The 14204-nt window shown below is 73.6% G+C and carries 11 protein-coding genes and 1 pseudogene; 11 read left to right on the top strand and 1 reads right to left on the bottom strand.

What is annotated here, in order from left to right; all coding sequences use genetic code 11:
* Positions 1–5: 5 nt before the first annotated feature.
* Genes OHT74_RS21030 through OHT74_RS21005 form a run of 6 tightly spaced genes read left to right on the top strand, consistent with a single transcriptional unit; the run spans position 6 to position 5446 of the window.
* Complete coding sequence (locus tag OHT74_RS21030; RefSeq protein WP_266665912.1) at positions 6–449, top strand: cupin domain-containing protein; 444 nt, start codon at positions 6–8, stop codon at positions 447–449.
* The gene (locus tag OHT74_RS21025) at positions 446–1654 is read left to right on the top strand and encodes an NAD(P)/FAD-dependent oxidoreductase (RefSeq protein ID WP_266627894.1); all 1209 of its coding nucleotides are present in this window, start codon (positions 446–448) and stop codon (positions 1652–1654) included. Before OHT74_RS21030 ends, OHT74_RS21025 begins: the two co-directional genes overlap by 4 nt.
* Positions 1641–2279, top strand: a complete 639-nt coding sequence (epsC, locus tag OHT74_RS21020) for a serine O-acetyltransferase EpsC (protein WP_328621050.1) — start codon at positions 1641–1643, stop codon at positions 2277–2279. Before OHT74_RS21025 ends, epsC begins: the two co-directional genes overlap by 14 nt.
* Positions 2276–3919, top strand: coding sequence for a methionine--tRNA ligase (locus tag OHT74_RS21015; RefSeq protein WP_328621049.1), 1644 nt, complete (start codon positions 2276–2278; stop codon positions 3917–3919). Before epsC ends, OHT74_RS21015 begins: the two co-directional genes overlap by 4 nt.
* On the top strand, positions 3916–5016 hold the full coding sequence (locus tag OHT74_RS21010; protein ID WP_328621048.1) for a hypothetical protein: 1101 nt from the start codon (positions 3916–3918) through the stop codon (positions 5014–5016). Before OHT74_RS21015 ends, OHT74_RS21010 begins: the two co-directional genes overlap by 4 nt.
* Entirely contained in the window at positions 4955–5446 is a 492-nt protein-coding gene (locus tag OHT74_RS21005; protein ID WP_328621047.1) for a rhodanese-like domain-containing protein, read from the top strand. Before OHT74_RS21010 ends, OHT74_RS21005 begins: the two co-directional genes overlap by 62 nt.
* 13 nt (positions 5447–5459) lie before the next feature.
* Here the strand turns inward: OHT74_RS21005 and OHT74_RS21000 are convergent, their stop codons facing one another.
* Entirely contained in the window at positions 5460–6443 is a 984-nt protein-coding gene (locus tag OHT74_RS21000) for a helix-turn-helix transcriptional regulator (protein ID WP_266665907.1), read from the bottom strand.
* Between the two features lie 337 nt (positions 6444–6780).
* Here OHT74_RS21000 and OHT74_RS20995 point away from each other — a divergent pair, with 337 nt between their 5' ends.
* From OHT74_RS20995 to eccCa, 5 genes and pseudogenes are all read left to right on the top strand, one after another.
* Positions 6781–6948, top strand: a complete 168-nt coding sequence (locus OHT74_RS20995; RefSeq protein WP_266995564.1) for a hypothetical protein — start codon at positions 6781–6783, stop codon at positions 6946–6948.
* Between the two features lie 114 nt (positions 6949–7062).
* Positions 7063–7365, top strand: a pseudogene (locus OHT74_RS20990) (hypothetical protein); the annotation flags it as partial.
* Positions 7366–7565: 200 nt separating this feature from the next.
* Positions 7566–8921 (top strand): type VII secretion integral membrane protein EccD, encoded by a 1356-nt coding sequence (gene eccD, locus OHT74_RS20985; RefSeq protein ID WP_328621046.1) that lies wholly within the window; start codon positions 7566–7568, stop codon positions 8919–8921.
* A 64-nt stretch (positions 8922–8985) separates the two neighbouring features.
* On the top strand, positions 8986–10203 hold the full coding sequence (locus OHT74_RS20980; RefSeq protein ID WP_328621045.1) for a MinD/ParA family ATP-binding protein: 1218 nt from the start codon (positions 8986–8988) through the stop codon (positions 10201–10203).
* Positions 10203–14177 (top strand): type VII secretion protein EccCa, encoded by a 3975-nt coding sequence (gene eccCa / locus OHT74_RS20975; protein WP_328621044.1) that lies wholly within the window; start codon positions 10203–10205, stop codon positions 14175–14177. The genes OHT74_RS20980 and eccCa overlap by 1 nt, the downstream gene beginning before the upstream one ends.
* The last annotated feature ends 27 nt before the right edge of the window (positions 14178–14204 follow it).

Raw genomic sequence — 14204 nt, 5'->3', positions numbered from 1 at the left:
ACGCGATGCACATCTTCACCGCCCACGAGGACGACATGGTCTTCGAGGAGCCGTACAACGTCAGCGGCCGGCGGATCTTCCCCTGGCCCGAGGCCGTCGAGGAGCCCAACTGGGGCGGCGCCTGGGTGGACGTGGCGCCCGGAGCCACCTCCACCCCGCACGACCACGACGAGAACGAGATGTTCTTCATCGTCGAGGGCAGCGGGGTGATGCGGATCGGCGCGGAGACCCGGCGGGTCCGCGCCGGCGAGACCGTGTTCATCACCCCGTTCCAGGACCACGACCTGACCAACGACGGCGACGTCCGGCTGCGCTTCGTCACCATCTGGTGGGGCGGCTCGGACGCCGTGGCCCGGGACCGCGCCAAGTGGGCCGCGGAGTTCGGCATCACGGACCCGGGCGCTGCGGACCAGAGCGCTGCGGCAAAGGACCGGAGCGTGGACGCATGAGTCCCATCGTCCACGCGCACGCCGACGCCATCGTCGTCGGCGGCGGGGTGATCGGTGCGGCCATCGCGCACCAGCTCGCCCTCGCCGGCATCGGCCGGATCGTCCTGTGCGACCAGGGCCGGGTCAACGCCCAGGGCGCCACGTCCCGCTCCGGCGGACTGCTGCGGCTGCACCACACGGCCGTCGCCGACACCCGGCTCGCCGCCCGCAGCCTGCCCGTCTTCGAGCAGTGGTCGGACGTCATCGGCGGCGACTGCGGCTACCGCCGCACCGGATTCGTCATGATCGTCGGCGAGAACCACGCCGACGACCTGCGCTACAACGCCGCCGCCGCGGGCGAGGCCGCCGGATACCGCCGCGTCGAGGTCATCGACGCCGCCGAGCTGAAGGAGATCTACCCCGGCCTGCGGACCGACGACGTCGCCCTCGCCGCGTACGAGCCCGAGGGCGGCTACGCCGACCCGATGGCCGCCTCCGCGGCGCTGCTCACCGCCGCCTACCGGCTCGGGGTCTCCCCCTCCGAGGGCATCCGGGCCAGGAAGGTGCTGGAGACCGCGGGCACCGTCACCGGCGTCCTCACCTCCATCGGCCGCATCGACGCCCCGCTCGTCGTCCTCGCCGGCGGCGCCTGGGGCTCCGCCCCCGCCGAGCACCTCGGCATCCACATCCCCGTCACCGCGCGCCGGATCGGGCTGGCCCAGGCCGAGCTGCCGGGTGCCGGCCGGCGCGGGTCGGCGTCCTCCGTACCGACCTGCATCGACGACACCACCGGCAGCTACTTCCGGCCCGACGGCCTCGACCGTTTCTACTTCGGCGTCCCCAGCAAGCCCGACACCGAACTGGGCCGCGACGTCGAGCCGCTGACCGAGGCCGAGCTGGAGGCCGCGATCGCCGCCATCGCGAACCGGGTCCCGGCCGCCGCCACCGCCCCGCTCGCGGGCACCCGCTCCGGGCTCGACGGCTACACCCCCGACAAGCGCCCGGTCGTGGGCGCGGCCGGCCCGGACGGGCTCTACCTGGCCCTCGGCTTCAGCGGCGGCGGCTTCAAGCTGGCGCCCGCGGTGGCCGAGCTCGCCGCCAAGGAGATCGTCGAGGGCGGGGCCGTCCCCGGCAAGGCCGTGCAGGAGCTGCTGGAGCCGTACCGGCCGCAGCGCTTCCTCGCGGGCCGCCCGATCCGTCCGGAGGCCCCGTATGACCACATGTGAGAACGGCCTGGAGGAGGAGCTGCGGCGCCCGATACGGGAAGTGCTGCGCGAGGACGTGCAGACCGTCCTCGCCAAGGACCCCGCCGCCACGTCCCGCGCCGAGGTGCTGCTCTACCCGCACATCCACGCCTTGTGGACCTACCGGGTCGCGCACTGGCTCTGGGGCCGCGGTCACCGCGTGTCCGCCCGCGCCCTGTCCCTGCTGGCCCGCGCCGTCTCCGGCATCGAGATCCACCCCGGGGCACGGATCGGCCGCCGCTTCTTCGTCGACCACGGCACGGCCGTCGTCATCGGCGAGACCGTCCGGATCGGCGACGACGTGATGCTCTACCACCAGGTCACGCTCGGCTCGGTGGGCTGGTGGAAGGACCTGCGCCGCCCCTCCGGATCCCGCCGCCACCCCGTCGTCGGCGACCGCGTCGTCATCGGCACCGGGGCCAGTGTCCTCGGCCCGGTGACCATCGGCGCCGATTCCCGCATCGGCGCGCACTCGGTCGTCCTCGACGACCTGCCGCCGCGCAGCCGGGTCGTCGCGGCCGCCTCCGCCGCGCTGCCGCCGCTCGACACCGCGGCCCCCCTCGACTCCTCCGCCCTGATCGTCCCCGAAGGAACCCACGCCTCATGACCTCCTACGTCGTCACCAGCGCCCCGCCGAACCCGAACGGCGACCTCCACCTCGGCCACCTCTCCGGCCCCTTCCTCGGCGCCGACGTGCTGACCCGCCACCTGCGCCAGCGCGGCCACGACGTGCGCTACGTGGGCTACTCCGACGAGCACTCCTGCTACGTACCGCGCCGGGCCGCCGAGATCGGCTCCACCGCGTACCCGACCGCGAAGCTGTTCGGCGACCGCATGGAGGAGACGCTCTCGCTGGGCGCCATGCACCACGACTGGTTCACCCGCCCGCTCACCGACGCCACCCACACCGAGTTCGTCCAGCGCTTCTTCCTCGAACTGTGGGAGTCCGGCGCCCTCGAGGTGCAGGAGCTGCCCGTCTTCCACTGCGCCCCCTGCGACCGGTACCTGTACGAGGCGGAGGTGCGCGGCGAGTGCCAGTTCTGCGCCGAGCCCTCCGACGGCGTGTACTGCGAGGCTTGCGGGCTGCCGCAGGACCCGGCCGGGCTCGCCGCCCCCCGCTGCACCGCCTGCTGGAACGCCCCCGAGACGAAGACCATGCGCCGCATCGTCTTCCCGCTGGAGCGCTACCGCGAGCGCCTCGAGGCGTACTACGCCGACGCGCAGGCCAAGGCCGAGTGGCGGCCCCGGCTGATCTCGTACCTGGACGGCCTGTTCGAGCGGGCCCTGCCCGACACCGCGATCAGCCGCGAGGCGGACTACGGCATCCCCGTCCCGCTGCCCGGCTGGGAGGGGCACATCCTCGACACCTGGTTCAGCGGCATCTGGGGCTACGTCGCGGGCACCGCGCGGGTCGCCGAGGCGAACGGCGACCGCTCGGAGTGGGAGCGGCTGTGGACCGGCCCCGAGACCCGGATCGTCAACTTCATCGGCTTCGACTGCTCGTTCTCGCACGCCGTGCTGTGGCCGGCGCTGCTGCTCGCCCAGGGTGAACTGACCCTGCCCGCACAGGTGGTCATCAACGAGTTCTACCGGCTGGAGGGCGACAAGTTCTCCACCAGCCGCGGCCACGCCATCTGGGGCGGCGAGTTCCTGCGCCGGGTCAACGCGGACGCCCTGCGCTTCCACCTGTGCCTGACCGGCCCCGAGCGGGCGCAGAACAACTTCTCCATGAAGGAGTTCGCCGACACCCTCAGCACCGTCCTGGCCGGCGGCCTGGAGCGGTGGACGGACACCGTACTGGACCTGCTCGGCCAGGACTTCGACTCCGTCGTGCCGGCTGCCGGGCCCGCGGACGGCCCGCTGGCCGCCGAACGCGCCGCGCTGCCGCAGCGGATCGCCGACGCCCTCGGCGCCGGGGCCTTCTCCCCGCAGCGCGCCGCCGACACCCTGGCCACCGTGATCGAGCGGGCCGACGCCGACCTGCGGGAGCTCGCCCTGCTGCGGGTCGCCGGACCCCGCGAGGAGTACGCCGGCCGGCTCGCCGCGCACGTGGAGCTGCTGGCGGCGGTCACGGTCACCGCGGCGCCGCTCATGCCGGGCTGGTCCGCCTTCCTCGCCGGGCACCTGGGCCTGCCGGTGGACCTCGGCACGCGGATGCCCGTCTGGGCCGGCGTGGAGGGACGGCTCCTGGCGGAGGGCACGACGCTGCCGACCGCCACCCCGCTGTTCTTCCACGAGTTGTCGTGACTCCGGGTCGGGTGCCGGTGGCGGCTGCGGCTCCGGGGGCCGGCGACGGCTGGTCCGCCGGTGCGGCGCAGGCGCTGGGCGCGGTCCTCGGGGCCGGAGCCCTGCTGCTCCCGGCGGCCCTCGCCCCGCAGCCCGGCCCCTGGACCGGGGTCGCGGTGGCGGGGGTGCTGGCCGGCTGGTGCCTGCTGGTCGCCGCCGCCGGCGGTACGGCGGACTCCGGGCCCGTGGCCTTCATACGGGACCGGCTCGGCCCGGGACCGGCCCGGGCGGCCACCGCGCTCTACTTCGGCGGTTTCGCCACCGGGCAGGCGGGAGTGGCCCTGGGGGCCGCCGGGTTCGCGCTCGGCGACTCCGGCTGGCGGGCGTACGCGGCCGCCGTCGGGGTGTTGTGCAGCGCGGCCGCGTACGCGTGGTTCGCCCCGCGCGGGCTGTCCCCGGCGGGGCGGCGGCTACGGCTCGCCGCGGTGCTGGCGCTGGCCGTCGCCTGGCGGGTGCTCGGCGGCCCGCTGCCGGGAGCGGGGACCGGGGACCGGTCGGGCTGGGCCGCGCTCCTGGTGGCCGTGCCCCTGCTGTTCGGCTGGGTCGGCCTCGAAGGGGCGGTCCCCGCCGCGGCGCGGCGGCGGGCGCTCGGCGGAACCCTGCTCGGCATCGCGCTGGCGGCCGCGCTGTACTCCGTACTCCTGGGTCCGCCGCCGGGCGCTTCGGCGCCGCCCCCGGCCGCGGTGGCCGTCGAGGCCGCACTCGGGCTCGGCTCCGCCGCGCTCTGCTGGACGTACTGCCGTACCAATCTCCAGGCCACCGCCGCCCGTTGGACCGAGCTCACCGGGCGGACCCGGCGCGGCGGAGTGGTGGCCGCGGCTCTGATCGCCCTCGGTGTCCTCGTCCTCGGCGGGGCCGCCCGCTGGGACCTGCCCGTCCTGCTCATCGGCCCCGGTGCAGCCACCGCGGCCCTCTACACCCTCATCGCCGTGGCGGCCGTACGCCGCCCTCGCCCTCGTCCTCGTCCTCGTCCTCGCCCTCAGGAGCCCACCGATCATGACCACGACCACGCAGACCGAGACCGCGTCCTCGAAGGTGCTGCGCGTCCCGCCCGCTGATCCGGCGACCGCCGCGGCCCACTTCCACCGCCGGTTCACCTTCGAGGCCGACGTCGCCGACGTGCACGCGGACGTGGAATCCGCCGCCGGGGGCTTCGTCCTCGTCGACAGCCGCAGCGCCGAGGCCTGGGCGCAGGGCCACATCCCCGGCGCCGTGCACCTGCCCACGGACGAGATCCCGGCCCGGGCCGCCGAACTGGTGCCGCCGGGCAGTGCCGTGGTCACGTACTGCTGGGGCCCCGGCTGCAACGGCGCGACCCGGGCTGCGTACGCCTTCGCCGTCGCCGGGTACCGGGTCAAGGAGATGCTGGGCGGCTTCGAGTACTGGTCGCGGGAGGGCTTCCCGGTCGAGGACTCCGCCGGCATCCGCCAGTCGCCGCCGGACCCGCTGACCGCCCCCGTCGCGGCGGGCGCGGCCTGCGGCTGCTGAGCAGGGGTCTCGCCTACAGCAGACCCTCTTCGACGGCCCGCTGCCCGAGCTGGAAGCGGCTCTGCGCGTCCAGCTTCTCCATCAGCTCCGAGATGAGCCGCCGCTCGCTGCGCAGGGAGATGCCCAGCCGGCGCGCGGCGGCCTCGTCGGTGTAGCCCTGGGCCAGCAGGCGCAGCAGTTCGCGCGGCTGCGAGCCGGGGTCGTCGAGGCTGCGCCGGGGCGGCTCGCCGAACGGGGTGGCCGTCTCCCACACCGAGTCGAACAGCGCGCAGAAGGCGGCTACCGCGCCCGGTTCCCGCAGCAGCACCGCGCCCTGCGCGCTGTCCGCCGGGTCGATCGGCATCAGCGCGAACTCCCGGTCGGTGATGACCATCCGCATCGGGAGCGAGGGCACGGTCCGCACCCCGCCGCCCCGCTCGGTCAGCCAGCGCGCGTGTTCGAGGCTGCCGGCGTCGTTGCGGATGGCGTCCTGGTAGATGGTCCGGATCTTCACGCCGCGGGCGATGAGGTCCTCGGTCAGCGGCTCGCTGGCCTTGAACTGCTCGGCGGGCACCGGCCCGCCCGGATGGAAGCTGATCGACTCGCGGCGGGTCCGGGCCGACATCTCGCTCAGCTTGGCCCGGACCGCTTCGACGCCGAGGAACCGCTCGGCCTCGTGCGCGGGCTGGGCCGGGTGCAGTTCGGCGTACTGCGACAGCAGCGCGCTGGCCGCGGCCTGGCTCTCGGCGAGGGCGCGGTGGCGCTGGGCGATCTCCGCCTGCTGGTGCGCGAGCAGCGAATCGAGCGCGGCCTTCGGGTTCACCGCCCGCAGCCGCCCGTCGGTCCGCCAGGACGGCGCGAGGAGGGAGAGGCGGGTCAGCTCCTCCAGGTCCGCGCGTACGTCGTCCTCGGACCGCGAGAGTTCCGCGGAGACATCGGCGACGGCGAGATCCGGCCGTCGGAGGATGAGGCGGTAGAGCGCATCTGAACGCTCTGTCAGCCCAAGAGAAACCAACAAAGGGAGCCCCCCAGCTCGCGGTTCGGAGCGGCATCACAGCTGTGGACCGACAACGCTGGCGGTACGCGGCCCTCCGAGGGCCGATCTTGCACCCCGGATTGTCCCCACCAGCGGACGGCCGCACAAACACCGTCCATCACGCGGACACGGCGGACGGGTGTCCGGACGTCGCCCGGACCGGAAAACCGGCCGGCTGGCACGGATATGTCAGAGCGCTTTGTGCCAGCGGAAACGCGCGACACGGCACTGCCCGGCTCGGCACGATGGCGGCACGCCGGAACGAGAGATCCGGCCAACCGCCCCTCACCCCACCGGCTCGATAAGAGGCTTCCCCACCATGCGTCGCAAGCTCGTCACCCTCATCACCGTCACCGCCGCCGCCCTGATCGCCGTGATCGGCACGAGCACCGCCGGCCAGGCCCGCGAACTCGCCCCCGCAACCGCGGCAAGCACCCCGGCCCCGCCCCTCCCCCAGGCCGCCCCCCTCGAGCCGGGCTGGTCGTAGAACCCGAACCGCCCCACCCGGCACACGGCTTGCGCCAGGCCTTCCGGTTGTGCTCCGAGTCGCCTGATGTTCTATGTTGCACAGGCAAAACTCGGGGGAGGCGACGGGCGGCGAATGGCACGGGACTACGACAGTCAGCTGCTGGAGTCTGTGGCGGTACGACGCCACAGACTGCGTGACGCCCTGCTGTTCGGTGCGCAGAGGGTGCGGCGGACGGCGGACGAGCGGCTCGGGAAGGTGTTCGCGGGCATCGCCATCGCGGCCGTACTGTGCGCGGGTTGCGTCGGGTGGTCCTTCATCCAGGCCACGCTGGCGAAGCAGAAGGCTGAGCAGCAGAAGCAACAACAGCAGCAACAGGGACTCTTCCAACCGGCCACGGGGCCGTCCAAGTCGGCGGGCACGGGCAAGGCACCCGGCCCGGCCAAGTCACCCGCTCCCTCCACAACGCCCGGCCCGTCCACGTCGGCCGACCCCTCGAAGGCCCCGAAGTCGAAGGCCCCGCAGGCCTCGAAGTCGCCCAAGCCGACCAAGTCGACGACGCCGAGCACGCCGACCGCACCGTAGCGAGCCGGACTTGAACCGAGGAGTCCGGAACCCGCGATGATAGGTTCCTGCAAGTGGTGAGCACAGCAAAGACTTCCCGGGCGCAACTGAGCCGGGTGACCCTGGTCGGGGAGCGGCGCCGGGCCGACATGGTCCTGCCCTCCGACACGCCGATCGGGCAGCTGCTCCCGGACATCCTGCAGCTTCTCGACGATCGCGCCGCCGCGCGGCCCCTGACCCGTCAGCTGATGACCTCGGACGGCTCCGCGCTTCCCCAGGACAGCACGCTGGCCGCGGCCGGGATAGCCGACGGCGCCGTACTGCGGCTCGTCAGGACCCACTCCGCGCCGCCCGCCCCCGTCGTCCACGACGTCACCGACCTGGTGGCCGACGACCTCGACCTGCAGGCCTGGCGCTGGCGTCCGGCCGCCCGCAGGGGCAGTGCGGGCGTCGCGACCGTCGCCTTGGCGGTGACCGCCGCGCTGCTCGCCCGGCACGAGTTCGCACTCGGCACCCTGGCCGGCGCCCTGCTGGTGGTCACGCTCGTACTGCTGGCGGCCGGTGCGCTCGTGGCCCGGGTCGGGCAGGGCAACCACGGACTGGCCACCGCGCTGCTGCTCGCCTCCGGCGGCCTCGGCATCCTCACCGCGTGGACCGCCGCCGACGCTCACCACTGGTCGGGGATCGTGCGGCTCGCGGCCGTTGCCGGCGCGCTGGTCGTGACACTCGTCCTGCTCGGCTACTTCTCCCCGCTCGGCCGTGGCGGTCTCATCGGGGCCGGGGCCGTCGCCGTGATCACCGCCGGCTGGGAAGCCGCCGCCGCGCTCCAGGACCAGCCGGCCCGGCTCGGCGCCCTCATGGCCCTCGTCTCGGTGGTGCTTCTCGGCCTGCTGCCGCGGCTCGCCCTGATGGCATCCGGGCTCACCGCGCTCGACGACCGCCGCTCCGGCGGAGCCTCGGTCAGCCGGCATGACGTGGGCAACGCGCTTGCCGCCACGCACCGCGGGCTCGCGCTGGCGACGATGGCCACCGCGCTCTCCGCGGCGGCCGCGGGCTGGCTGCTGACGACGGCCGCGAACCCGACCGTGTGGACCGTGGCCCTGCCATCGCTCGTCGCCGTCGTCCTCCTGTCGAGGGCCCGGGCCTTCCCGCTGGTCGCCGAGGTCGTCGCGCTGCTCGCCGCCTCGGCCGTGCTCCTCGTACGCCTCGTCGTGCTGTGGATCGGGCACGACGGCGGCGCCGGGGCGCTGGCCGTGCTGTGCGTGGCCGCGCTGCTGCCGTTGGCCGCGCTCGCGGTGCAGCCCCCCGAGCATGTTCAGGTACGGCTGCGGCGCATGGCCGACCTCGTCGAATCCGTCGGCATGGTGGGGCTGTTCCCGCTGGCCATCGGGGTGTTCGGCGTCTACGGGCAGTTGCTCGACAAGTTCTGAGTCAACGCGCAGGCGCTCCGGGCGGGGCAGCAGGTCGTAAGTAGAGGGGCAGGGGCAGAGGGACATGCCGAACGGAGACAACTGGCAGGGCGATGTCCTGCGCGACCTCAGGGGCGGCGCCGAGCCGCCCGTGCGGGACGCAGCCGTACCCGCCGGCCAGGCTCCGGCCCAGGGCTTCCCGCCGCCCGGCGGCGAGGTCCCGGTGCCCGCCTTGGGCCCCGGCGGACAGCCGCAGGGCGCAGCCGTACCCACCGGTCAGGCGGCAGGATCCGCCCTCGGTCATCCGTACCAGGGCCAGGTACCGCCGCAGCACTCCGGCGGCGGGCAGCCCGCGCGGCATCCGCAGGCCGCCGTCCGGTCGACCCCCGACTCCCGGCCGGCGGTCGACCGGAGCCTGGCCGCTGTGGGCCGTAAGCCCCGCAGTGGTGAGCCGTTCGCCGCCCGGGCCGCCCGCGCCCTGTGGCGAATCGTTTCCTCATCCGCGTCCCGCGAGGTCGCCGAGGCCACCCGGACCGCGGAGATGCTCCAGCAGCCCGTGACGACCGGCCGCCAGATCGCCGTCACCTCCATCCGGGGCGGCGCCGGCAAGTCGACCGTCGCGGCCCTGCTCGGCACCACGTACGCGCACTACCGCCAGGACCCCGTCCTCTTCGTCGAGGCCGACCCGGCCCTCGGCTCGCTGCCGGTCCGGCTCGGCGCCGAGGACCTGCGCTGGACCACAGGTGACGTCGCGGACATCGTCGCGCCACAGATGTCGCTGCTCGACGTCACCGGCTACCTCGTCCAGCTCCACGACAACGCCTGGCTGCTGCCCGGCAGCCAGGGCCAGATCGGTGCCATGCTCGACACCCGCGCGTACGAGCGGGCCATGGTCGCGCTGCGCCGCTACTTCGGTGTGACGGTCGTCGACTGCGAGACGCTGCCCGCCGAGGTCGCCCGGGTCGCGCTCTCCGCCGCCCAGGCCCGCGTGCTGACCACTCCCGCCACCCTCGACGGTGTGGCCAGCACGTACGCGGTCCTCCAGTGGATGCAGAGCCTGCCCGCGCACGTGATCGGCGGTACGGTCGTCGTCCTCACCGAGCAGGCTCCGCACTCGGGAATCGACCTCGACGAGGCGGTGCGCACGCTCCGGTCCACCGGGACGAACGTCCACGTCCTGCCGTACGACCGCCATCTGGCGGACGGCGGCACCATCCTGACCGGCCTGCTCGCCCACGCGACGAGGACGGCCGCCACCCGGATCGCCGCGGACGTCTTCCAGCTCTCCCAGAAGCGCCACTGATGAGTACCCGACTGATCCACCGACCGGCCAGAACGATCAGGCCCCCCGCCGCCCCCGAGGCGCGCCTCATCGAGGCCCCGCCCAACCTCCCCGAGGGCAAGACGGGCAACATCGCGATGTCCCTGCTGCCGGTGGCCGGCGTGATGTCGTCCGTCGTGATGATGACCGTCGTCCGCAACAGCCAGTTCGCCGCACTGGGCGCGCTGATCCTCGTCGTCACCGTCATCGGTTCCCTCGGGCTCGTCCTCTCGCAGCGCGGCAAGGCCCAGCGCACCCGTCGTGTCCAGCGGGAGGCCTACCTCGCCTATCTGGAGGACTTGCGCGAGGAGCTCGCCGCCGAGGAGCGCGAGCGGGCCCAGCACGCGGACGTGCTCAACCCGCCTCCGTACGCGCTCTACGACATCGTCCGCGACCCGGCCCGGCTGTGGGAGCGGCGCCGCATCGACGCCGACTTCCTGCGGGTGCGCGTCGGCACCGGCGAAATGCCCGTACGGGATCTCAAGATCGGCCAGCAGGGCTCCTCCGTGCTGACCCCGCCGGACCGCTTCATGCTCAACGAGGCGTCGGCTCTGACCACCCGCTTCCGTACCGGCACCGAACTCCCGCTCACCGTGCCGCTCGACCGCGTCGGCAACATCAGCGTCGTCGGACCCCGCGAGGACTGCCTGCGGGTCGCCCGCGCCCTGCTCGTGCAGACCGCGGCCATGCACGCGCCCGACGACGTGGCCATCGCGCTCGCCGTGCCGGGCGAGCGGCTCGCCGACTGGGAGTGGGCGAAGTGGATGCCGCACCTGCTCGACACCGAGCAGCTCGACGGGCCCGTCGCCGCCCGGCGCATCGCCCCGTCCCCGGAGCAGCTCGCCCGCAGGCTCGGCCCCGAGCTGCGCCGCCGCGCCTCCTACGCGGCCGAGGTCCGCCGCGGCCTGTCCGGCAAGGACGCCCTGACCATGACGTCACGCCTGCTCGTCGTCGCCGACGGGCACGGCGAGGACGCCGTCGAACTGCCGCGCCCCGACGATGCGGTCGGCCTGCGCGAGATGGGCGTCACCGTCCTGCACCTCCTCGAGCAGCGGATCCAGGAGCCCGGCCACGTCGGCGTACGGATCACCGTCGACGGCGCACAAGTCCTCATCGAGGACCTGCGCGAGGCCGAGCCGATCGGCGCCCACGGCACTGTCGACGAGGCCGGCATCCCGTTCGCCGAGGGCCTGGCCCGGATGCTCGCCCCGCTGCGGCTGTCCGCCGAGTCCCTCATCGACGCCCCGCTGTCCGGGCCGGTCGACTTCGCGGACCTGCTCGGCATCGACGACGTGGCCCGGCTCGACCTGCAGAGCCTGTGGGCGCCGCGCGGCGAACGTGCGTACCTGCGCGTCCCGATCGGCATCAGCGACTCCCGCGAGCCGGTCCTGCTCGACCTGAAGGAGTCCTCCGAGCTCGGAATGGGCCCGCACGGCCTGTGCGTCGGCGCCACCGGCTCCGGCAAGTCGGAGCTCCTGCGCACCCTCGTACTCGCCCTGGTGGCGACGCATCCGCCGGAGGACCTGGCCCTCGTCCTCGTCGACTACAAGGGCGGTGCGACCTTCGCGCCGTTCGCGGACCTGCCGCACGTCGCCGGTGTCATCACCAACCTGGAGAATCAGGCCGGTCTCGTCGAACGCGTCCACGCCTCCCTCGCGGGTGAGGTCAAGCGGCGCCAGCAGGTCCTCAAGGACGCGGGCAACGTCGCCGACATCGGTGACTACGCGGCGCTGCGCGCCGACCGGCGGCCCGATCTGGAGCCGCTGCCGCATCTGTTCGTCGTCATCGACGAGTTCGGCGAGCTCCTCACCGCCAAGCCCGACTTCATCGACCTGTTCCTGTCGATCGGGCGGATCGGCCGCTCCATCGGCGTGCACCTGCTGCTGTCCAGCCAGCGCATCGAGGGCGGCAAGCTCAAGGGCCTGGACACGTACCTCTCCTACCGGCTGGGTCTGCGTACCTTCTCCGCCGACGAGTCCCGTACCGTCCTGGACACCTCGGACGCCTTCCACCTGCCGCCGCTGCCCGGCTTCGGCTTCCTCAAGGTCGACACCAGCCACTACGAGCGCTTCAAGGCGAGCTACGTCTCCGGCGCCTACCGCGGCCCGGTCCAGCGCACCGAGGACGAGGACAGCGGACCGCTCGCCCTGGAGTACGAGGCCTTCAACACCCTGTCCACGCCGGACGGCCAGACCCCTCAGGAGACGGCCGCACGGCGCCGCGAGACCGGGCCGACCGAGCTGGGCGTCATCGTCGGGCAGCTGGAGCACGCCGCGCCGCCGGTCCGCCGGATCTGGCTGCCGCCGCTGCCGGATGCGATCCCGCTCGACGCCGTCGCCGGCCCGCTCGACATCGGACCGCGCGGAATGCAGCTGGCCAAGCGGCGCGGCCGGCTGATGGTGCCGCTGGGCCTGCTCGACGACCCGACGAAGCAGTGGCAGGGCGAGTGGTACCTCGACCTCACCGTGGCAGGCGGCCACGCCGCCGTCATCGGCGGACCCCAGTCGGGCAAGACGACCCTGCTCCGCGCCCTGGTCCTCTCGCTCGCCCTGACGCACACCCCGCAGGAAGTCGGCGTCTACGGTCTCGACCTGGTCGGCGGCGGTCTGCAGGCCCTGGCCGGGCTGCCGCACGTCGGCGGCATCGCCGGCCGTGCGGACCGCGAGCGCGCGGCCCGCACCGTGGAAGAAGTACGGAACATGCTCGCCGCCCGCGAGGAGCTGTTCCGCGACCACGGCATCGACTCCGTCGAGCAGCTGCGCACCCTGCACGCGGCGGGCAGGCTGCCCCAGCTGGCGTCTGCCGAGATCGTCCTCGTGATCGACGGCTTCGGCGCGCTGCGCGACGACTTCGAGGAACTCGACGACGCCGTCGTCGACATCCTCAAGCGCGGCAGCGGATACGGCATCCACGTCGTCGCGGCCATGCTCCGCTGGAACGACGTCCGCATCGCCACCCAGTCGAACTTCGGCACCCGGGTCGAACTGCGCCTCAACGACCCCGGCGAATCCAGCATCGAACGCAAGCTCGCCGAGACCCTCTCGGCCGACGAGCCGGGCCGTGTCCTGACCGACGGCAAGCTCTTCGCGCAGGTCGCCCTGCCCCGTACGGACGGGCTGGCCGACGCCTCCGAGCTCGGCGCCGTCCTGGAGCGCACCGCCCGGACGGTGCGCGCCACCTGGAGCGGGGAGAGCGCCCAGCCGGTCCGGGTACTGCCGCACGTCCTGGAGCCGCACCTGCTGCCCGGGCCGGTCGCCGAGCCCCAGCGGGTGCCGATCGGCCTGGACCAGACGGCTCTGGCGCCCGTCATGCTCGACCTGTTCGCCCATGACCAGCACCTCCTGGTCATGGGTGACAGCGAGTGCGGCAAGACGAACCTGCTGAAGACGATCGCCGGCGGCCTCATCGAGAGGTATCGCGAGGACGAGCTGGTCTTCGCGATCATGGATCCCAGGCGCAGCCTGCGCGGTGTGGTGCCCGAGGAGTTCAACGGCGGCTACGCCTACAACACCAAGATGTGCGCCGGACTGGCCGCGGGCATCGCCACCGAGCTGGAACGGCGGCTGCCCGACGACAGCACCTCGCTGGAGGACCTGGAGCCCGGAAGCTGGGGAGGCGGGCCGCGGATCGTGGTCCTCGTCGACGACTACGACGTGCTCACCACGGCCGGGCAGTCGCCGCTCGCCGCGTTCGTTCCGTACATCCCGTCGGCGGTCGACATCGGCCTGCACTTCGTCCTGACCCGCCGCGTCGCCGGTGCCTCGCGCGGCATGTACGAGCCCCTGGTGCAGGGCCTGCGCGAGTCGGGGGCCTCGGCGGTGGTGATGGCGGGGGACCGCGGCGAGGGCCAGCTGTTCCCCGGTGTGTACGCCTCCCAGCAGCCGGCCGGGCGTGGCGTGCTGATCCGCCGGGGGCAGTCGAACCGCCTGATCCAGACCGTGCACACTCCCGAATGACGACACCGTGAAGGACCGTACGACCAC

It is taken from the genome of Streptomyces sp. NBC_00354 (assembly GCF_036106915.1).
In the GTDB taxonomy this organism is placed as follows: Bacteria; Actinomycetota; Actinomycetes; order Streptomycetales; family Streptomycetaceae; genus Streptomyces.
Note: the sequence above shows the minus strand (reverse complement) of the source record. Positions and strands in the feature narration are given on the sequence as shown.